We start from the raw sequence: 19,666 nt of genomic DNA on the forward strand, positions 1-19,666 counted from the left end.
GACACAGACGCTTCCCCGTGCTGGGGCGGGCTCATCAGTCCTACGGGACGTGCCCATGTGTCCCGATTGGTGGAGCGGTGTACGAATCATTCCTGTGCTCGGATATCCACACTCCGCTATTCGTGAAGATGGTGTGCAAGCACCTCAAGTCGCCGCCGGTCCAGCTTTCCTGACGTTCCCCACTAATCTCATTGCGAGAACTTCGCCGCACACACCCCTGTCCCGGCGCCCACCAGGCGGCCGCGAACACAGGACTGATCGCTCTGTACCCGGCCCGATCGCACCGCCCCGACCGGGCGGCAGCGGCGGAGTGTCTGTACGCCGCTGTATCCCCAGTGCCGGATGAGGAGAACGTCCAGAATGAACCGCAAGACTTTGGTGCTGCCGGCCGTAGTGGGCCTGCTCGCTCCGATACTCGCCGCGTGCGGCAGTACGGACAGCGGTGACAGCGGCGGCAAGGCCATCGTCGTGGGCACGACGGACTCGTTCGTGGCCGACCAGGAGGCTCCGGCCCCCTTCGACCCCGCCTACGCCTACGACGCGGGTGCCTGGAACATCCTGCGCCCCGCCCTGCAGTCGCTGCTGCAGGTGCCTCGCGGCGGCGGCCAGCCGAAGCCGGACGCGGCATCCGACTGCCGGTTCACGGACACCGAGAACGAGAGCTACCGCTGCAAGCTGCGCAGCGGACTGGAATTCTCCAACGGCGACCCGCTCAAGGCCGCTGATGTGAAGTACTCCCTCGAACGCGTCACCCGCATCAACGACCGCAACGGCCCGGCCGGTCTGCTCGACAACATCGACACCATCGAGCAGGTGAGCGACAACGAGCTGGTCTTCCATCTCAAGACCCCGGACGCCACCTTCCCGTACAAGCTGGCCACCCCGGCGGCGGGCATCGTGGAGAAGGGCACCTACGAGCCGAACCGGCTGCGCAACGGCTTCGTGGTGGACGGCTCGGGCCCGTACACCCTCAAGACGGTGGTCTCGAACAACCGGATGCAGAAGGCGGTCTTCACCAAGAACCCCCACTACAAGGGGATGCTGAAGCTGCAGAACGACAAGGTCGAGATCCGTTCGTTCAGCGACGCCGGGGCCATGGGCGTGGCACTGAAGTCCGGCGACATCGACATGATGACCCGCTCCATGTCTCCGGCACAGATCAGGACGCTCTCCGCCGGCGCGACGCAGGACATCAACTTCGTCGAGAGCCCCGGTCTGGAGATCCGTTACCTCGGATTCAACACCGATGACCCCTCGGTGAAGAACAAGGCGGTCCGCCAGGCGATGGCGGCACTCGTCGACCGGGGCCAGATCGCGAGCGAGGTGTACGGCGCCACAGCCGAGCCGCTCTACTCGCTGATCCCCTCCAGCATGGCCGGGCACACCAACTCGTTCTTCGACAAGTACGGCGACCCGAGCAAGACCGAGGCCGCCAGGATCCTGCACAACGCCGGGATCACCAGCAAGGTGCGGCTGACCCTCCACTACACGACCGACCACTACGGACCAGGCACGGCAAAGGAATTCGCCCTGCTCAAGCAGCAGCTGAATGCCTCGGGTCTCTTCGACGTCAAGACCCAGGGCACCAAGTGGGCGCAGTACCGCCCCGCGCAGACCCACGGTGACTACGCCGTCTACGGACTCGGCTGGTTCCCGGACTTCCCTGATTCGGACAACTTCGTGGCGCCGTTCCTCGGCAAGGGGAACTTCCTCAACTCGCCCTATGTGAACAACGCGATCCGTACCAAGTACATCCCCGACTCCCGCCGCGCCGCGGACCGCACGGCGGCCACCGGTGCCTTCGAGAAGATCCAGGACATCGTCGCGAACGACGTCCCGGTGCTGCCGCTCTGGCAGGGTAAGCAGTATGTTGCCGCGCGTGATGATCTGACCGGAGCGGAATGGGCGCTCAGCAGTTCATCGGCCCTGCAGATCTGGGAGCTGGGCCGCGGCGTCAGCTGATATCGGCACGGACTATGTGAGGCACCTGCGTGAAGATACGTCGTAACCAGTCGCTGCCTGTCCTTCTCGTGGGGGGACTGGCAGCCGGGCTGCTCAGTGGCTGTGGCACGCAGGACGACGCCGGGGGGACCGGCAAGGCGGTGGTCATGGGGATGTCCGACGAGATCCAGGCCACCGACCCGGCGTCGGGCTACGACCCCGGGTCCTGGCTGCTCTTCAACAACGTCTTCCAGTCCCTGATGAGCTTTCCCAAGGGCAGCTCGACCCCGCAGCCCGAGGCGGCCAAGGAGTGCCGTTTCGAGTCCGGCGGGTCGACGACGTACCGCTGCACGCTGCGCAGCGGCCTCACGTTCAGCAATGGCGACAAACTCACCGCGCGGGACGTCAAGTTCTCCTTCGACCGGGTGCTGAAGATCAATGACGAGCTGGGTCCCGGCCCGTTGCTCACCTCGATCGGAAAGGTGGAGACTCCGGACGACAGGACCGTCGTCTTCCATCTGAAGTTCCCCGACGCCACCTTCCCCAGCAAGATCGCTTCAGGCGCGGGCTCCATCGTGGATCACCGCCAGTACAGCTTCGACAAGCTCCGCACCGACGGCAAGGCGGTCGGATCCGGTGTCTACAAGCTGGACTCCTACAACAAGAAGCAGGCGGTCTTCTCGGTCAACTCGCGCTACGAGGGCACGGCGCAGGTGAAGAACTCCGGCATGACCATGAAGCTCTTCCACAACAACCAGAAGGCGCTGGGGGCCGCGCTCAAGAAGGGCGACATCGACCTCGCCTACCGTGGCCTGACCGCCAAGGACATCGAGTCCATCCAGGACTCGGTCACCGGTGACAAGGGCATCGACGTCGTGGAGGGCTCGAGCGCCGAGGTCCAGCACCTGGTCTTCAACATGAAGGACCCGGTCGCCGGCCGGCTCGCCGTGCGCAAGGCGATGGCCTACCTCATCAACCGCAACGCCCTGGTCACCGATGTCTACCGGTCCACGGCCGAGCCGCTGTACTCGATCGTCCCCGCCGGGATCGCGTCCCACCGCACCGCGTTCTTCGACATGTACGGCGACAACCCCAAGCCCGACAAGGCCGCCCAGACACTGCGCTCCGCCGGGATCACCAGCAAGGTGAAGCTCACCCTCTGGTCCACGCCCAGCCGTTACGGCCCCGCGACCGACGAGGAGTTCGGAGCGATCGCCAAGCAGCTGAACGCCAGCGGCCTCTTCGACGCCACGGTGAAGTCCGTGCCGTACGGGCAGTACGAGAAGGGGATCGCCGCGGGGAAGTACGGCGTCTACGTGAAGGGCTGGGTGCCCGACTACCCGGACGCCGACAACTTCACCTCGCCGTTCTTCGGCAAGGGCAATGTGCTGGGCAACAACTACAGCAACAAGACCATCATCAACAATCTGATCCCGGCCGAGTCGTCGGCGACCGACCGGACCACAGCGTCCGGGGACTTCAGCGAGCTCCAGGACATCGTCGCGACGGATCTGCCCATCCTCCCGCTGTGGCAGGGCAAGCAGTACGCCGTCGCCCACGACGACATCACCGGGCTCGAGTGGACGCTCGACGCGTCGACCGTGTTCCGGTTCTGGGAGATCAGCAAGAACTGAACCGGCGGGCACCTGGTGGGGGAGGGCCCACGCGGGCGGCCATCCGGCGGCGGGCACGGAACCGCCTGCCGCCGGTCCGGATCGGCGGCAGGCGGCAGAAGCGGCGCCCCTCCCTACTGCTGGGCGCCGGGACGCACCAGACCGCTCTCGTACGCGTACACCGCGGCCTGCACCCGGTCACGCAGCCCGAGCTTCGTCAGCACATGGCCCACATGCGTCTTGACGGTGGTCTCGCTGACGAACAGATCGGCGGCGATCTCCGCGTTGGACAGGCCGCGGGCGACGAGTTTGAGTACCTCGACCTCGCGCTCGGTCAGCGTGTGCAGGGTGTTGGGAACGGATTCCTCACCGGACGGCAGGTGGTCCGCGTACTTGTCGAGCAGCCGGCGGGTGATGCTGGGCGCCAGCATCGCCTCGCCGCCCGCGACCACCCGGATCGCCTGCACCAATTCATTGGCGGGCGCGTCCTTCAGCAGGAAGCCGCTCGCACCGGCACGCAGCGCCTCCACGACGTACTCGTCGAGATCGAAGGTCGTGAGCACGAGCACCTTCGCCGGGCCGTCGCGGCCCGGGCCGGTGATCTGACGGGTCGCCTCCACCCCGTCCATCCTGGGCATCCGGATGTCCATCAGCACGACGTCGGGCTGCAGCGCGCGGACCTGGTCGAGGGCCTGAAGGCCGTCACCGGCCTCGCCGACCACGGCGAGATCGTGCTCGGCCTCCAGAATCATCCGGAAACCGGTGCGCAGCAGCGGCTGGTCGTCGACCAGTAGGACGCGGATCGCCACAGCAACTCCTTTGATAGACCCGCCCCATTCTGCCCTGAGCACTGCCCGCCGACTCCTCGGGGCGCGCGGCGCAGGTCAGGCCGGCTCCTGCGAGCCCGGTCTCTGCGCGGGCGGCCCCTGCGGGTCGGGCTCCGAGGACACGGACCCGGCGCCGCCGGTGACTGCCAGCGGGTACACGGGCGGCGTACCGCCGAATTCCGGACAGAACGCCTGATGATCGCACCAGCCGCAGAGCTTGGTCTGGCGCGGCTGCCAGTCGCCCGTCTCGGTGGCCGTCCTGATCGCGTCCCAGAGGGCCAGCAGCTTGCGCTCCACCCGCAGCAGATCCGCCTCGACCGGATCGTAGGTCACGACCTCGCCGTTACCCAGGTAGACCAGCTGGAGCCTGCGCGGCACGATCCCCTTCAGCCGCCACACCACCAGCGCGTAGAACTTCATCTGGAACAGCGCGCCCTCGGCGTACTGCGGACGGGGCGCCTTGCCCGTCTTGTAGTCGACGATCCGCACCTCGCCGGTCGGTGCCACGTCCACCCGGTCGATGATGCCCCGCAGCCGCAGTCCCGATTCCAGCTCGGTCTCGATGAAGAGTTCCCGCTCCGCGGGCTCCAGCCTGCTGGGGTCCTCCAGGGTGAACCACCGCTCGACCAGCTGCTCGGCCTCCGAGAGCCACTGGGCCAGCTGCTCGCCCCCGGCGTCGTCGGGGAACAGCCCGGCAAGCTCCGGCTTGGCAGCGAGCAGCCGGTCCCACTGGCCGGGAACCAGCGCCCTGGCCCGCGGCGCCGTCCGCTCCGGGGCCGGGTCGTCGAACATCCGCTCAAGCACCGCATGCACCAGGGTGCCCCGGGTGGCCGCCGCGCTCGGCTTCTCCGGAAGCTTGTCGATCACCCGGAACCTGTACAGCAGGGGACACTGCATGAAGTCGCTCGCCCGTGACGGCGAGAGTGAAGTGGGCTGCTGGGCGGTAGTCATGACCCAGACCCTAAGGCCCGCCACTGACACCGGTCCGCATACCATCGACCTCGTACCCCTCACACTGCATGATCGGGACATCGCACTACGCAGCGGTGAGGATGCTCGCGCAGGACGGAAGACACGAAGGGACATCGTGGACGAGAGCGGCGACAAGGGGCGCCCGCAGTCCGGAGCGGGGGATGCCGATCACGGCTCCGCACCCGACGGCGGCAAGCCCGGGCGCCGGGACGCCCCGGGCGGCGGCATCCTGATGGGCCGCCCCTTCGGCGTGCCGGTGTACGTCGCGCCCAGCTGGTTCCTGGTGGCCGCGCTCATCACCTGGGTCTTCGGCGGCCAGCTCGAGCGGGTGCTGCCGGAGCTCGGCGCCATCCGCTACCTGGTCTCCCTCTTCTTCGCGGTCGCCTTCTACGCATCGGTACTGGTCCATGAACTGGCCCACACGGTCGCCGCCCTGCGGTTCGGGCTGCCGGTGCGGCGCATCCAGCTCCAGTTCTTCGGCGGGGTCTCGGAGATCGAGAAGGAGTCGGACACCCCGGGCCGGGAATTCATCCTCGCCTTCGTCGGGCCGCTGCTCTCACTCGTCCTCTCCGGTGTCTTCTACCTCGGGATGAAGGCCGTCGATCCGGGTACGGTGCCCGGCGTACTGCTCGCCGGACTGATGATCTCCAACCTCATCGTGGCGGCCTTCAACCTGCTGCCGGGGCTGCCGCTGGACGGTGGCCGGATGCTCCGCGCGGTGGTCTGGAAGATCACCGGCAAACCGATGAGCGGCACCATCGCGGCCGCCTGGTTCGGCAGGGCGCTCGCCGTCACGGTGCTGATCGGCCTTCCGCTGCTCACCCACACCGGTTCCGACGCCGACGCCGGCGGCATGGAAACCGTGATGGACGCGCTGCTGGCCGCGATCCTCGCCGCGATCATCTGGACCGGTGCGGGCAACAGCCTGCGGATGGCCCGGCTGCGCGAACATCTCCCCGAGCTCCGTGCCCGCACGCTCACCCGCCGTGCCGTCCCGGTGGAGACCACCACCCCGCTCTCCGAGGCGCTGCGCCGTGCCAACGAGGCGGGCGCGCGCGCCCTGGTGATCGTCGACAGCCAGGGCGAGCCCACGGCCCTGGTCAGGGAGGCGGCCATCGTCGGGGTGCCCGAGCACCGGCGCCCCTGGGTCGCGGTCAGCGGGCTGGCCCAGGATCTGACCGAGAGCATGAAGGTGCCGGCCGAGCTCGCGGGGGAGGCGCTCCTCGACAAGCTGAGGGCCAGCCCCGCCACCGAATACCTGGTGGTGGAGGAGACCGGCGCGATCTTCGGCGTACTGTCCACCACGGATGTCGAGCGTGCATTCGTCCAGGCGATGGCGCGTCCCGGTTCCTGAGGCCGGTAGGCTGCTCACATGTCCGAACCGACCGGTGCCGCCCGCCGACGTGGGCCCTTCAAAGTCGGGGACCAGGTCCAGCTCACCGACCCCAAGGGTCGCCACCACACCTTCACGCTCGAAGCAGGCAAGAACTTCCACACCCACAAGGGTTCTTTCCCGCACGACGAGCTGATCGGTGCTCCCGAGGGCAGCGTTGTCCGCACCACGGGAAACGTCGCCTACCTTGCGCTGCGCCCCCTGCTCCCCGACTTCGTCCTGTCCATGCCCCGCGGCGCCGCCGTGGTCTACCCGAAGGACGCGGGCCAGATCCTGGCCTTCGGCGACATCTTCCCCGGCGCGCGCGTCGTGGAGGCGGGGGTGGGCTCCGGTGCGCTCAGCAGCTTCCTGCTGCGTGCCATCGGCGAGCAGGGCATGCTGCACTCCTACGAGCGCCGCGAGGACTTCGCCGAGATCGCCACCCAGAACGTCGAGCGTTACTTCGGCGGGCCACACCCCGCCTGGCAGCTCACCGTGGGCGATCTCCAGGACAATCTGACCGACACGGATGTCGACCGGGTGGTCCTGGACATGCTCGCCCCCTGGGAGTGCCTGGAAGCGGTGTCCAAGGCGCTCGTGCCCGGTGGCATCATCTGCTGCTACGTGGCGACCACCACCCAGCTCTCACGCACCGTCGAGTCCCTCAGGGAGATCGGCTGCTTCGCCGAGCCCCAGCCCTGGGAATCGATGATCCGCAACTGGCACGTCGAAGGGCTCGCCGTCCGCCCGGACCACCGGATGATCGGCCACACCGGCTTCCTGGTCACCGCCCGCCGTCTCGCGGACGGTGTGGAGCCCCCGATGCGCCGCCGCCGCCCCTCCAAGGGCGCGTACGGCGATGACTACTCCGGTCCCGGGGCGGTCAGGACGCAGGCGAAGACCGGCGACGAGAGCGATACCGACCCCACCGCCTGACCGCGGACAACGTCGCGATGCCGCCGCCGAGTTCCCTCAGCACACCGGGGAACTCGGCGGCGGCATCTTTACGTTGACCATACGGACCCCGGCGTTCCGAAGTCGTGTGACGTGTGGCACCATTCTGGCCACCCCCTCCGGAACTGCCCCACAGGAGACCTCCCGCGTGCAGCCCTCCGCGCTCCCGGACCTCCCGGACCTCGCGCACACCCGGACCAGCCCGGTGCACTGGCTGGCCACGGCCACCGCGATGGCCGGCGTCGTCGCCATAGCGGGATTCCTCACGCCCGATCCGGCCACCGCGTCCCAGGGCGCGAAACCGGTCGCTGCCGCCGCCCCTGACACGGCAGCCGTCACGTTCCCGCTGGAGTGCGGAAGTGTGGGCAGCGTCGTCACCAGGAAGGCGACCGGCGATCTCGACGGGGACGGCAGCCCCGAAACCGTGGCGGCGGTCAGCTGCAACGCGGGCTCGGGCACCCCGCCCAGCGGGATATACGTCGTCATCCAGCCACACGGCAAGGGCGGCACGCCACGGGTGGTGGCGACGCTGCTCGCCCCCGCGTCCCGGCGGACGGTGGGCGCCCTGGCCGTCCGGGAGGGCGCGGTGACCGCGACCCTGCTCGGCTATTCGTCGCCCGACGTGCCGCGCTGGAAGCCGGATGTCCAGGAGCGGGCCAAGTGGCGCTGGCAGGGCGGGAAGTTCGTACGCTCGGTGCCGTCGCAGGCGCGGAGCGTGTGAGAGGTCACTGCGCGGCGGGGCCGTAGACCTCCACGCCGTCCGTGACGCGGCGCACGTGAATGCAGTCGCCCGGGCACTCCTTGGCCGAGTCCACGACGTCCTGCAGGAGGGGAAGCGGCACGGGGGTTGTGGCCCCGGTGGACTGGAGCAGCTCGTCGTCGGAGCCCTTCACATACGCCAGCCCGTCGATGTCCAGCTCGAAGACCTCGGGCGCGTACTGGACGCAGATGCCGTCGCCGGTGCAGAGATCCTGGTCGATCCAGACCTCGAGGGCCGGAGCGCCCTCACCGGTGGGAGCCTCGTGCTGCACGGTCGTTCTCCTGACGTTTCCTGCGCGGTCGAACCAATTGGAGCCAGCCCTGACGGGTGTTGGACAGTTCGACGATACAACCGGCTGCTTTCCGACGGTGCTGGGTGGGTATCCCCAAGACACGAGGGAGTACGCAAGGGTGAAGATCAGACACTCTCCGACAGTCTTTGTGATCTAGGGGTTTGATTCGCCAGCCGCCCAGGTAGGGTCAGGAAGCGTCCAGCTCCCCTTGGAGGAGGTGAGGACCGTGGCAGCCCACGACGACGACATCAACCGCGGCATCCGGCCCGCGCGAGGGTCTGAGGACCCCGCCGGCCAGGTTGCCTATCTCGAGCAGGAAATCGCCGTCCTGCGCCGCAAGCTCGCCGACTCTCCGCGCCATACGAGGATTCTCGAAGAGCGGATCGTCGAGCTGCAGACCAATCTGGCGGGCGTGTCCGCTCAGAATGAGCGGCTCGCCAACACACTCCGTGAGGCCCGCGACCAGATCGTGGCCCTCAAGGAGGAAGTCGACCGGCTCGCACAGCCGCCGGCCGGCTTCGGCGTGTTTCTGCAGGCCAATGAGGACGGTACGTGCGACATCTTCACCGGGGGCCGCAAGCTCCGGGTGAATGTCAGTCCCAGCGTCGAGCTCGAAGAGCTCCGGCGTGGCCAGGAAGTCATGCTCAACGAAGCGCTCAACGTGGTCGAGGCCATGGAATTCGAGCGCGCCGGGGACATCGTCACCCTCAAGGAGATCCTCGAGGACGGCGAGCGCGCCCTGGTGATCGGGCACACCGACGAGGAACGGGTGGTGCGGCTCGCCGAGCCACTCCTGGACATCACCATCCGTCCCGGCGACGCCCTGCTGCTCGACTCCCGGTCCGGTTACGTCTATGAAGTGGTGCCGAAGAGCGAGGTCGAGGAGCTTGTCCTCGAAGAGGTTCCGGACATCGACTACAACAAGATCGGCGGTCTGGGCGACCAGATCGAGCTGATCCGCGACGCGGTCGAGCTCCCCTACCTCCACCCCGACCTCTTCAAGGAACACGAACTGCGGCCGCCGAAGGGCATCCTGCTCTACGGTCCGCCGGGCTGCGGCAAGACGCTCATCGCCAAAGCCGTCGCCAACTCCCTTGCCAAGAAAGTCGCCGAGGTCACCGGACAGCCCGCGGGGAAGAGCTACTTCCTCAACATCAAGGGCCCCGAGCTCCTCAACAAGTACGTCGGCGAGACCGAGCGGCACATCCGGCTGGTCTTCCAGCGTGCGCGGGAGAAGGCGAGTGAGGGCACCCCCGTCATCGTCTTCTTCGACGAGATGGAATCCCTCTTCCGCACCCGTGGTTCCGGCGTCAGCTCGGACGTGGAGAACACCATCGTCCCGCAGCTGCTCGCCGAGATCGATGGTGTGGAGGGCCTGGAGAACGTCATCGTCATCGGTGCCTCCAACCGCGAGGACATGATCGACCCCGCGATCCTGCGGCCGGGCCGGCTCGACGTCAAGATCAAGATCGAGCGCCCCGACGCGGAAGCGGCCAGGGACATCTTCGCGAAGTACCTGACGGCATCGCTGCCGCTGCACACGGACGATCTGGCCGAGCACCGCGACAGCCCGGACGCCACGGTCAGCGGAATGATCCAGTCGGTCGTCGAACGGATGTACACCGAGTCCGAGGAGAACCGCTTCCTCGAGGTCACGTACGCCAACGGCGACAAGGAAGTCCTTTACTTCAAGGACTTCAATTCGGGCGCGATGATCCAGAACATCGTCGACCGGGCCAAGAAGATGGCCATCAAGGCCTTCCTCGACCAGGGGCAGAAGGGTCTCCGGGTCTCCCATCTCCTCCAGGCATGCGTGGACGAGTTCAAGGAGAACGAGGACCTGCCGAACACCACCAACCCGGACGACTGGGCCCGAATCTCCGGCAAGAAGGGCGAGCGGATCGTGTTCATCCGTACCCTTGTCACTGGAAAACAGGGCGCGGACACCGGACGCTCCATCGACACGGTGGCAAACACCGGTCAGTACCTGTAAAAGACAGGGCGGCTGCGGGTCCCCTCTGCGGGTACCCGCGGCCGCCCCGTTTTTCGGCCTTTGGGCCGCGGGGACAGCAATGCCTGTAATGATCTCCCCACCGGCGCAGAGGCGTTCTAGGCTCGTCCGTACCACCGAGTCGCGCAGTGCGCGGACGGGCGACCGCGCACGCACCGGAGAATGAGCGGTACTTGAGCTGCGCCCCGCGAGGGGCGCTGCCGGGCAAGGAGGGCCGCATGACCGTACGGCGAGTAATGGGCATCGAGACGGAGTACGGCATCTCCGTCCCGGGTCACCCGAACGCCAATGCCATGCTCACCTCGTCCCAGATCGTCAACGCCTACGCGGCGGCGATGCACCGGGCCCGGCGGGCCCGCTGGGATTTCGAGGAGGAGAATCCGCTGCGGGACGCGCGAGGCTTCGACCTCGCCCGTGACACCGCCGACAGCAGCCAGCTGACCGACGAGGACATCGGCCTGGCCAACGTCATCCTCACCAACGGTGCGCGCCTCTACGTCGACCACGCCCACCCCGAGTACAGCTCGCCAGAGATCACCAATCCCCTCGACGCGGTCCTCTGGGACAAGGCCGGCGAGCGCATCATGGCGGAGGCCGCCGAGCTGGCGGCGCAGGTTCCCGGCGCCCTGCCGATCCACCTCTACAAGAACAACACGGACAACAAGGGCGCGTCGTACGGCACGCACGAGAACTACCTGATGAAGCGGGAGACGCCGTTCTCGGACATCGTGCGCCATCTGACGCCGTTCTTCGTCTCCCGCCAGGTCGTCACCGGCGCCGGACGGGTCGGTATCGGCCAGGACGGCCACGAGCACGGCTTCCAGATCAGCCAGCGGGCGGACTACTTCGAGGTCGAGGTGGGTCTGGAGACCACGCTCAAGCGGCCGATCATCAACACCAGGGACGAGCCGCACTCGGACGCCGAGAAGTACCGCCGGCTGCACGTGATCATCGGCGACGCGAATCTCTCGGAGATCTCGACCTATCTCAAGCTCGGCACGACGTCCCTGGTGCTCGCGATGATCGAGGACGGCTTCATCAACGTGGACCTGGCCGTCGATCAGCCGGTCCGCACCCTGCACCAGGTCTCCCACGACCCGACCCTGCGGCAGCTGGTCACGCTGCGTAGCGGCCGGACCCTCACCGCAGTACAGCTCCAGATGGAGTACTTCGAGCTGGCCAGGAAGTACGTCGAGGAGCGTTACGGCGTGGACGCGGACGACCAGACCAAGGACGTCCTGGGCCGCTGGGAGGACGTGCTGAACCGCCTGGAGACCGATCCCATGAGCCTCTCGGGCGAGCTCGACTGGATCACCAAGAGGGAGATCCTGGAGGGCTACCGGCGTCGCGACAACGTGGAGTGGGACGCCGCCAGGCTGCATCTGGTGGATCTCCAGTACGCGGACGTCAGGCCCGAGAAGGGCCTGTACAACCGCCTGGTGGCCCGCAACAGGATGAAGCGCATCCTGGACGAGCCGGCGGTCATGAGGGCCCGGACGAACCCTCCTGAGGACACCAGGGCCTATTTCCGCGGCCGCTGCCTCGAGCAGTACGCCGACGACGTGGCCGCCGCGTCCTGGGACTCGGTGATCTTCGATCTTCCCGGCCGGGACACCCTGCAGCGGGTGCCCACGCTGGAGCCGCTGCGGGGGACACGCAACCACGTCAAGGAGCTTCTGGACCGGTGCCGCACCGCGGAGGACCTGGTCCGGGTGCTCTCCGGAGGCTGAAAAGGCCGAGGTGTGGGAATCATCGAGATGGGTCCCGGACGTTGAGGGAAGTGCGAGGCCAATGTCGGACCCCGCTTGTAGGGTCTGATCAAGAGGGTCTGATCAAGCGGGTCTGATCAGTTACATCGAACCGAGCGGGGTGAGGTAGATGGCGACCAAGGACACCGGCGGCGGACAGCAGAAGGCGACGCGCAGCACCGAGGAGACCGAGGAGCAGGCGCCGGAGGCGCAGGGCTCGGAGGACCTCAAGGAGCGCCAGGAGAAGCTCTCGGACGACGTCGACTCGGTTCTCGACGAGATCGACGACGTGCTCGAGGAGAACGCCGAGGACTTCGTTCGGTCATTTGTCCAAAAGGGCGGCGAGTAAGGCGCGTTGTCCCTGCCGGTGCCGTCGCCGAAAAGCCGACGGCACCGGCGCGGATGACCGCCGCGGGCGCGGGTAAGGTCCGTGCACAGATCACAAGATCGGCCCGGCCGTCAGAAGGCGGGGCCGCCGCCCATCCGGAAGGAAACGCGTGGAAGCCAACCCTCGTAGCACCGGGCGACTGCCGGCCGCCTTCCTGACGCCGGGCTCGTCCTCCTTCATGGACTTCCTGTCGGACCACTCGCCCGAGATCCTGCCGGGCAAGCGTGCGCTGCCGCCCGTGCAGGGTGCGTTCGAGGCGCCGCACGGGACGACGATCGTGGCCGCGACGTTCCCGGGCGGGGTCGTCCTCGCCGGTGACCGCCGGGCGACCATGGGGAACATGATCGCCCAGCGCGACATCGAGAAGGTCTTTCCGGCCGACGAGTACTCGGCAGTCGGTATCGCGGGCACCGCCGGCCTCGCGGTGGAGATGGTCAAGCTGTTCCAGCTCGAGCTGGAACACTTCGAAAAGGTGGAGGGCACCACGCTCTCCCTGGAGGGCAAGGCCAACCGGCTCTCCACCATGATCCGCGGCAATCTCTCCATGGCCATGCAGGGGCTCGCCGTGGTTCCGCTCTTCGCCGGATACGACGTCGACCGTGAGAAGGGCCGCATCTTCTCCTACGACGTCACGGGCGGACGGTCCGAGGAAGCCGGTTACGCCTCGACCGGCTCCGGCTCGATCTTCGCGCGCGGCTCCATGAAGAAGCTGTACCGCGACGATCTGACGGAGCAGGAGGTGACCACCCTGGTCGTGCAGGCGCTGTACGACGCAGCCGACGACGACTCGGCGACGGGCGGCCCCGATGTGGCCCGCCGCATCTATCCGATCGTCACCGTCATCACGGATGAAGGCTTCCGCAGGCTGACCGACGAGGAGGGCGCCGAGATCGCCCGTTCGATCCTCGAGCGGCGTCTGGAGCAGCCCGACGGCCCGCGCGCCCCGCTGCTCTGAGGTCTTCCGATGCACTCGTCACTGACAGAAAGGGACGGATAGCCGGTGTCGACGCCGTTCTATGTCTCACCTCAGCAGGCCATGGCGGACCGGGCGGAATACGCCCGGAAAGGCATCGCCCGTGGTCGCAGCCTGGTTGTGCTGCAGTATGCCGACGGCATTGTGTTCGTCGGCGAGAACCCGTCCCGTGCGCTGCACAAGTTCAGCGAGATCTACGACCGGATCGGCTTCGCGGCCGCCGGCAAGTACAACGAGTACGAGAATCTGCGGATCGGCGGAGTGCGCTACGCGGATCTGCGCGGATACACCTATGACCGTGACGATGTGACGGCGCGTGGCCTCGCCAACGTCTACGCGCAGACCCTCGGCACGATCTTCTCCAGCGCGGCCGAGAAGCCGTACGAGGTGGAGCTTGTCGTGGCCGAGGTGGGCGCCGATCCGGAAGGCGACCAGATCTACCGGCTGCCGCACGACGGCTCGATCGTGGACGAACACGGTTCGGTCGCGGTCGGCGGCAACGCCGAGACCATCAGTACCTTCCTCGACCAGCGGCACCGCGACGGTATGACTCTCGCCGAGGCGCTGAAGCTGGCCGTACAGGCCCTCTCGCGGGACACCAACGGGGGCGAGCGGGAAATCCCCGCCGAGCGACTGGAAGTGGCCGTGCTGGACCGCACGCGGCCCCAGAAGCGGAAGTTCAAGCGCATCGTGGGCCGTCAGCTGTCCCGGCTGCTGGCCGCGGACGACGCGGCTGTCACCGAGACCGACGCCCCGTCCGACGAGGAAGAAGAGGAGTAGCCGCACCCGGCTTCCCGCCCGGCGCCCCGGACCGTACGCACGGTTCCGGGGCGCCGGGCGTGGTGCCGGTGCCCCGTCACCCGGGCGGTGGCGCCGTCGAGCCGCGGACCAGGAGTGCGACCGGCAGATCGCCGTTCTCCGGCTGCCTGCCGTCCAGTACGGCGAGCAGCGCCGTCATACCGCGGCGGCCGATGTCCTCGGCAGGCAGCGCCACCGTGGTGAGCTCCGGTTCCACGGCGGTGGCGAGCGCGAGGTCGTCGAACCCGGTGACGGAGAGATCCTCGGGCACCCGCAGCCCGAGCCGCCGGGCGGCCTTGCAGGCACCGGCGGCGAGGATGTCGTCGTCACAGATCACCGCGGTGGGGCGGGGCTCCGGGCCGCTGAGCGCGCGTTCCGCGGCCCGCCGTGCGGCATCGACGTTCAGCGCCGCTGCGACCGTACGCACCTCCGTGCCGCGCAGGGCGGCGCGCAACGCTTCGGCGCGTACATCGAAGGTCCAGGAGTCGACGTCCGGCGCGAGGTGCAGGAACCGGCGGTGCCCGAGGGCGAGCAGATGGCCCGTCACCTGGCGCATCCCGTCCGCGATGTCCAGATTCACGTGGGCGGCGGCTCCGGGCTGGGCCGGATCGCTGTCGAGCATCACCAGGGGCAGCTCGGAACCCTGGATGGCGGTCAGTGCGCCGACCGCCATGGAGGAGGCGATGACTCCGTCCAGCGCGGTCCGGGCCGAGGCGAAGGGGTCCCTGGCCGGCCCCACCCCCTCGGGTGACGGGTAGAGGACCACCCCGAAGCCGTGTTCCGCTGCGGTCGCGGCGGCCCCCGTGTACACCCTGGCGAAGAACTCGTTGGTGAGCGCCGGGACGACGAGCAGCACGGTACGCGTGCTGCCCAGTCGCAGGTTGCGGGCCGCGATATTGGGCCGGTAGCCCAGCTGGCCGGCCGCGTCCCGGACCAGCCCCGCGGTGCGCTCGGACACCCGGCCGCGCCATTTGTCGCCCAGCACCAGGGAGACGGTGGCCTGCGACACACCGGCGGCGCGCGCCACATCGCGGCTGGTGGGGCGGGCCGGCCCGGTATGCGCCGGGCTCGTCGCTCGGGCGTCCACTCGGTCCTCCACTCGGCCGGCCCCCGGCCCGCATCTGGTGTGCGGTCGTCTGGACCCGCGGTCAGGGCTCATGGTACGTATAACCCGGGAAGTTATACGTAACACTTCGGCTATCGGCCGGGGAGACAAGGGGCGGACATGGCTGCGGGCTACGCGGAACTCCTCGGCACCAGGCATGTGACGCGGCTGCTGACCGGCACCCTCGTCGGCCGGCTGCCCAATGCGACGGCCGCGATCGCCGTGGTGCTCTTCGTCCGCGCCGAAGGCGGCAGCTACTCCCTCGCCGGGCTGCTCTCGGCCGTCTACGGGCTGGCGACGGCCGTCGGGCAGCCGCTGCTCGGCCGCGCCGTGGACCACTACGGACAACCCCGGGTGATGCTGCCGGCGGCGGTGGTGTCGGCGCTCGGCATGGTGCTGTTCGCGGCGGTGGGGACCGATCCCGTTCCCCTCGCGGTCGCCGCTGTCCTGGTGTCCGGCCTCTTCACGCCGCCGCTGGAAGGTGGGTTGCGTGCCCTGTGGCCCAGTGTTCTGAAGCGGGAGGACCGGGTGCACGCCGCCTATGCCATGGACGCGGTGGCGCAGGAGGTGATGTTCACCGCGGGACCGCTGCTGATCACCCTGGCGGTGGCGCTGTGGTCCGAGGCGACCGCCCTGGTGGCGGTCAACGTACTCGGCGTGCTCGGCGCGCTCTCGGTCGTCGTCTCGGAGCCCTCGCGCACCTGGCGCTCGGCGCCGCGCGAGGCCCACTGGCTGGGGGCACTGCGCTCGAAGGGCCTGCTCGCCCTGCTCGGTGCCTTCTTCTTCATCGGCCTGGCACTCGGCTCGATCACGGTCGCGGCCGTCGCCTATGCCGACGACCACGGCGGCGACGCGGTGTACGGGGTACTGATGGCAGCGATCGGTCTCGGCGCCCTCGTCGGGGGACTGGTGTACGGCGCCCGGCAGTGGCCCGGCGCGCCCGAGAAGCGGCTGCGGATCGTCGTCGGCTGCCTGGCGCTGGGCTATCTGCCACTGATGTCCGCACCGGGTGCGACCGCGATGACCGCCCTGATGACGCTGGCCGGGGTGTCCCTGGCGCCCGCCATCGCCTGTGCCTTCATTGTCGTCGACCGGCACGCTCCGCGCGGCACGGTGACGGAGGCGTTCTCCTGGCTGGTCACCACTTTCGGCGTAGGCGCCGCACTGGGAACGGCCGTTGCGGGGCCGGCCGTGGAAGTCGGTGGTGTGGCCGCGGGGTTCGCCTCGGCGGGTGCCGGAGGAATCGCCGCTCTGCTCGTCCTGATGGCCACCCAGCGGGTCCTCGCAGCTCCCGGCGATATGGGTTCCGTCGTGGCCGCTTCCGAAAATGATCGGAACGGGGCAGCCGAACCCGGTTTCAGGACAGGCCATCAGGCGTAATGTTCAGTCATGGACCGCCGCATTTTCGGGCTGGAGAACGAGTACGGCGTCACGTGCACATTCAGGGGACAGCGCCGACTGTCCCCTGACGAAGTGGCGCGCTACCTCTTCCGCCGTGTTGTGTCATGGGGCCGCAGCAGCAATGTCTTCCTGCGGAACGGCGCCCGCCTCTACCTCGACGTGGGATCGCATCCGGAATACGCAACTCCCGAGTGCGACAACGTGGCTGAACTGGTCACCCACGACAAGGCCGGCGAGCGCATTCTCGAAGGCCTGCTCGTCGATGCCGAACGCCGCCTGCACGAGGAGGGAATCGCGGGCGACGTCTATCTCTTCAAGAACAACACCGACTCGGCGGGAAACTCCTACGGCTGCCACGAGAACTATCTCGTCGCCCGCCACGGAGAGTTCTCCCGGCTCGCGGACATTCTCATTCCGTTCCTCGTCACCCGCCAATTGCTCTGCGGTGCCGGCAAGGTGCTGCAGACTCCGCGCGGAGCGGTCTACTGCGTGAGCCAGCGTGCGGAGCACATCTGGGAAGGTGTCAGTTCCGCCACCACCCGCTCCCGTCCGATCATCAACACCCGCGACGAGCCGCATGCGGACGCCGAGCGCTACCGCAGGCTGCATGTCATCGTCGGCGACTCGAACATGTCCGAGACGACCATGATGCTCAAGGTCGGCGCCACCGACCTGGTGCTGCGCATGATCGAGGCCGGCACGGTGATGCGCGATCTGACCCTGGAGAACCCGATCAGGGCCATCCGCGAGGTCAGCCATGACATCACCGGCCGCCGCAAGGTGCGGCTCGCCAGCGGTCGTGAGGCGTCGGCGCTCGAAGTGCAGCGCGAGTACTACGACAAGGCCGTGGACTTCGTGGAGCGCCGCGGCATCCGTACCGGCCAGGTCGAGCAGGTGCTGGAGCTCTGGGGCCGCACGCTCGACGCGATCGAGTCCGAGGAACTCGACCGGATCGGAACCGAGATCGACTGGGTGATGAAATACCAGCTCATCGAGCGGTACCGGGACAAGCACAACATGACCATGTCGAATCCGCGGGTCGCCCAGATAGACCTCGCGTACCACGACATCCACCGCAGGCGCGGGCTGTACTACCTGTTGGAGAAGCGGGGGCAGGCCGCCAGGATCTGCAACGACCTGAAGATCTTCGAGGGCAAGTCGGTGCCCCCGCAGACCACCAGGGCGCGGCTGCGCGGTGATTTCATCCGCCGCGCACAGGAGCAGCGGCGGGACTTCACCGTCGACTGGGTGCATCTCAAGCTCAATGACCAGGCGCAGCGCACCGTGCTCTGCAAGGACCCGTTCAGGTCGGTCGACGACAGGGTGGAGAAGCTCATCGCCGGGATGTGACCGTCCTCGCGCAACACACGCAGGAGCCCCGCACACAGAGATGTGCGGGGCTCCTGCGTCTGCCGTAAACCCGTGTGGTGGACACGGCGTCGTAGAGTGGCGGCCACTGACATCCCAGCTACCCCCCGAGGACCATTGTGCGACGCCGTTTTGCAGCCTTGCTCATCGTGCCGGCCCTGGTACTGACCGCTTGTGGAGGTGGGGGCTCGAAGAAGGACGACACGGCCGCCTCTCCGTCCCCCAGCCAGTCCGCGCCGGCGCCGGTGCCCAAGCCTGTCGACTCTGCGTCTCCGCTTCCCAGCGTCAAGGGGGAGACGGGCAAGAAGGCCGCCATCACCATTCCCAAGCAGGACCCGAGCGGCAAGTTCGTCGTCCACCCGCTCTCCGAGGGCAGCGGCGCCGTCGTCAAGAAGGACGACCTGGTGATGGCCAGCTTCACCGGAAAGGTCTGGAAGAGCGGCAAGGACCTCGGCAGCTCGTACGACAAGGGCGGCGCCCCCCAGCTCATCACCGCCGGTTCGAAGACCATCATCCCGGCGTTCGCCGACGGCGTCGTCGGCCAGAAGATCGGCAGCCGTGTGCTGGTCGTCGCCCCGCCGGCCGCCGCGTTCGGCAGCGCGGGCCAGAAGCAGCTCGGGGTCACCGGCAAGGACACCCTGGTCTTCACCCTCGACATCCAGAAAGTGATCCCCAAGAGGGCCCACGGCACCCAGGCCGCCATCCCGTCCAACCTGCCCCAGGTGAAGGCGGACAAGGACGCGGCCGCCACCATCTCGGTGCCGAAGAACGACCCGCCGAAGACGCTCACCGACAAGGTGCTGATCCAGGGCGACGGCGCGACGGTCAAGAAGGGCCAGACCGTCTACATGCAGTACAGCGGCGCCGCCTGGAAGCTCAACCAGGGCAAGCCGACCGCCACCCTGTTCGACACGTCGTGGAAGTCCGGCGCGCCGTTCGCCACCGCCATCGGTGCGGGTCAGGTCATTCCGGGCTGGGACCAGGGCCTGGTCGGCAAGAAGGTCGGCAGCCGTGTGCTGCTGGTCATTCCCCCGAAGCTGGCCTACGGCAGCAAGGCCCAGGGCGCGACCCTGCCGGCCAACTCGACGCTCGTCTTCGTCGTCGACATCCTGGCGGCAGTGTAAGACTGTCCCGGTTGCCCAG

The 19,666-nt window shown here is 68.0% G+C and carries 17 protein-coding genes; 13 read left to right on the forward strand and 4 right to left on the reverse strand.

Features of this window, described 5'->3' with window-relative positions; translation table 11 throughout:
* Positions 1–360 precede the first annotated feature (360 nt).
* Complete coding sequence (locus OHS16_RS26055) at positions 361–1,962, forward strand: ABC transporter substrate-binding protein (RefSeq protein ID WP_328539682.1); 1,602 nt, start codon at positions 361–363, stop codon at positions 1,960–1,962.
* 35 nt (positions 1,963–1,997) lie between these two features.
* Positions 1,998–3,575: an ABC transporter substrate-binding protein gene (locus OHS16_RS26060; RefSeq protein ID WP_443042796.1), complete on the forward strand. Its 1,578-nt coding sequence runs from the start codon at positions 1,998–2,000 to the stop codon at positions 3,573–3,575.
* 113 nt (positions 3,576–3,688) lie between these two features.
* On the opposite strand, the gene OHS16_RS26065 is transcribed toward OHS16_RS26060, so the two are convergent.
* Both OHS16_RS26065 and OHS16_RS26070 read right to left on the reverse strand, forming a co-directional pair.
* A complete protein-coding gene (locus OHS16_RS26065) occupies positions 3,689–4,363 on the reverse strand; it encodes a response regulator transcription factor (protein WP_328539684.1) in 675 nt (224 codons plus the stop codon).
* Positions 4,364–4,438: 75 nt separating this feature from the next.
* A complete protein-coding gene (locus OHS16_RS26070; protein ID WP_443042697.1) occupies positions 4,439–5,377 on the reverse strand; it encodes a RecB family exonuclease in 939 nt (312 codons plus the stop codon).
* Positions 5,378–5,468: 91 nt separating this feature from the next.
* On the opposite strand from OHS16_RS26070, the gene OHS16_RS26075 reads away from it, so the two are divergent.
* The 3 genes from OHS16_RS26075 to OHS16_RS26085 all read left to right on the forward strand — a co-directional run bounded on the left by OHS16_RS26075 (position 5,469) and on the right by OHS16_RS26085 (position 8,400).
* The gene (locus tag OHS16_RS26075) at positions 5,469–6,707 is read left to right on the forward strand and encodes a site-2 protease family protein (protein ID WP_328539686.1); all 1,239 of its coding nucleotides are present in this window, start codon (positions 5,469–5,471) and stop codon (positions 6,705–6,707) included.
* 18 nt (positions 6,708–6,725) lie between these two features.
* Positions 6,726–7,661: a tRNA (adenine-N1)-methyltransferase gene (locus OHS16_RS26080; protein WP_328539687.1), complete on the forward strand. Its 936-nt coding sequence runs from the start codon at positions 6,726–6,728 to the stop codon at positions 7,659–7,661.
* 166 nt (positions 7,662–7,827) lie between these two features.
* Positions 7,828–8,400, forward strand: coding sequence for a hypothetical protein (locus tag OHS16_RS26085; RefSeq protein ID WP_328539688.1), 573 nt, complete (start codon positions 7,828–7,830; stop codon positions 8,398–8,400).
* A 4-nt stretch (positions 8,401–8,404) separates the two neighbouring features.
* On the opposite strand, the gene OHS16_RS26090 is transcribed toward OHS16_RS26085, so the two are convergent.
* A complete protein-coding gene (locus OHS16_RS26090) occupies positions 8,405–8,710 on the reverse strand; it encodes a ferredoxin (protein ID WP_328539689.1) in 306 nt (101 codons plus the stop codon).
* A gap of 247 nt (positions 8,711–8,957) precedes the next feature.
* Between OHS16_RS26090 and arc the strand changes: the two genes are divergently transcribed.
* From arc to prcA, 5 genes are all read left to right on the forward strand, one after another.
* Positions 8,958–10,724 (forward strand): proteasome ATPase, encoded by a 1,767-nt coding sequence (gene arc / locus OHS16_RS26095; RefSeq protein ID WP_328539690.1) that lies wholly within the window; start codon positions 8,958–8,960, stop codon positions 10,722–10,724.
* A 236-nt stretch (positions 10,725–10,960) separates the two neighbouring features.
* Positions 10,961–12,472, forward strand: coding sequence for a depupylase/deamidase Dop (gene dop, locus OHS16_RS26100; protein WP_443042698.1), 1,512 nt, complete (start codon positions 10,961–10,963; stop codon positions 12,470–12,472).
* A gap of 148 nt (positions 12,473–12,620) precedes the next feature.
* A complete protein-coding gene (locus OHS16_RS26105) occupies positions 12,621–12,839 on the forward strand; it encodes a ubiquitin-like protein Pup (RefSeq protein ID WP_164263898.1) in 219 nt (72 codons plus the stop codon).
* A 148-nt stretch (positions 12,840–12,987) separates the two neighbouring features.
* Entirely contained in the window at positions 12,988–13,833 is an 846-nt protein-coding gene (gene prcB / locus OHS16_RS26110) for a proteasome subunit beta (RefSeq protein ID WP_328539691.1), read from the forward strand.
* Positions 13,834–13,878: 45 nt separating this feature from the next.
* Positions 13,879–14,631 carry a proteasome subunit alpha gene (gene prcA, locus OHS16_RS26115; protein ID WP_328539692.1) on the forward strand — a complete coding sequence of 251 codons (753 nt, stop codon included), beginning with the start codon at positions 13,879–13,881 and terminating at the stop codon, positions 14,629–14,631.
* A 76-nt stretch (positions 14,632–14,707) separates the two neighbouring features.
* Here prcA and OHS16_RS26120 read toward each other — a convergent pair whose 3' ends face one another.
* Positions 14,708–15,676 (reverse strand): LacI family DNA-binding transcriptional regulator, encoded by a 969-nt coding sequence (locus OHS16_RS26120; protein ID WP_328540989.1) that lies wholly within the window; start codon positions 15,674–15,676, stop codon positions 14,708–14,710.
* A gap of 198 nt (positions 15,677–15,874) precedes the next feature.
* Here OHS16_RS26120 and OHS16_RS26125 point away from each other — a divergent pair, with 198 nt between their 5' ends.
* The 3 genes from OHS16_RS26125 to OHS16_RS26135 all read left to right on the forward strand — a co-directional run bounded on the left by OHS16_RS26125 (position 15,875) and on the right by OHS16_RS26135 (position 19,647).
* Entirely contained in the window at positions 15,875–17,134 is a 1,260-nt protein-coding gene (locus tag OHS16_RS26125) for an MFS transporter (RefSeq protein WP_328539693.1), read from the forward strand.
* A gap of 9 nt (positions 17,135–17,143) precedes the next feature.
* The gene (pafA, locus tag OHS16_RS26130) at positions 17,144–18,505 is read left to right on the forward strand and encodes a Pup--protein ligase (RefSeq protein WP_328539694.1); all 1,362 of its coding nucleotides are present in this window, start codon (positions 17,144–17,146) and stop codon (positions 18,503–18,505) included.
* A gap of 137 nt (positions 18,506–18,642) precedes the next feature.
* On the forward strand, positions 18,643–19,647 hold the full coding sequence (locus OHS16_RS26135) for an FKBP-type peptidyl-prolyl cis-trans isomerase (RefSeq protein ID WP_328539695.1): 1,005 nt from the start codon (positions 18,643–18,645) through the stop codon (positions 19,645–19,647).
* The last annotated feature ends 19 nt before the right edge of the window (positions 19,648–19,666 follow it).

Origin of the sequence: Streptomyces sp. NBC_00344, assembly GCF_036088315.1 — a bacterium.
GTDB lineage: Bacteria > Actinomycetota > Actinomycetes > Streptomycetales > Streptomycetaceae > Streptomyces.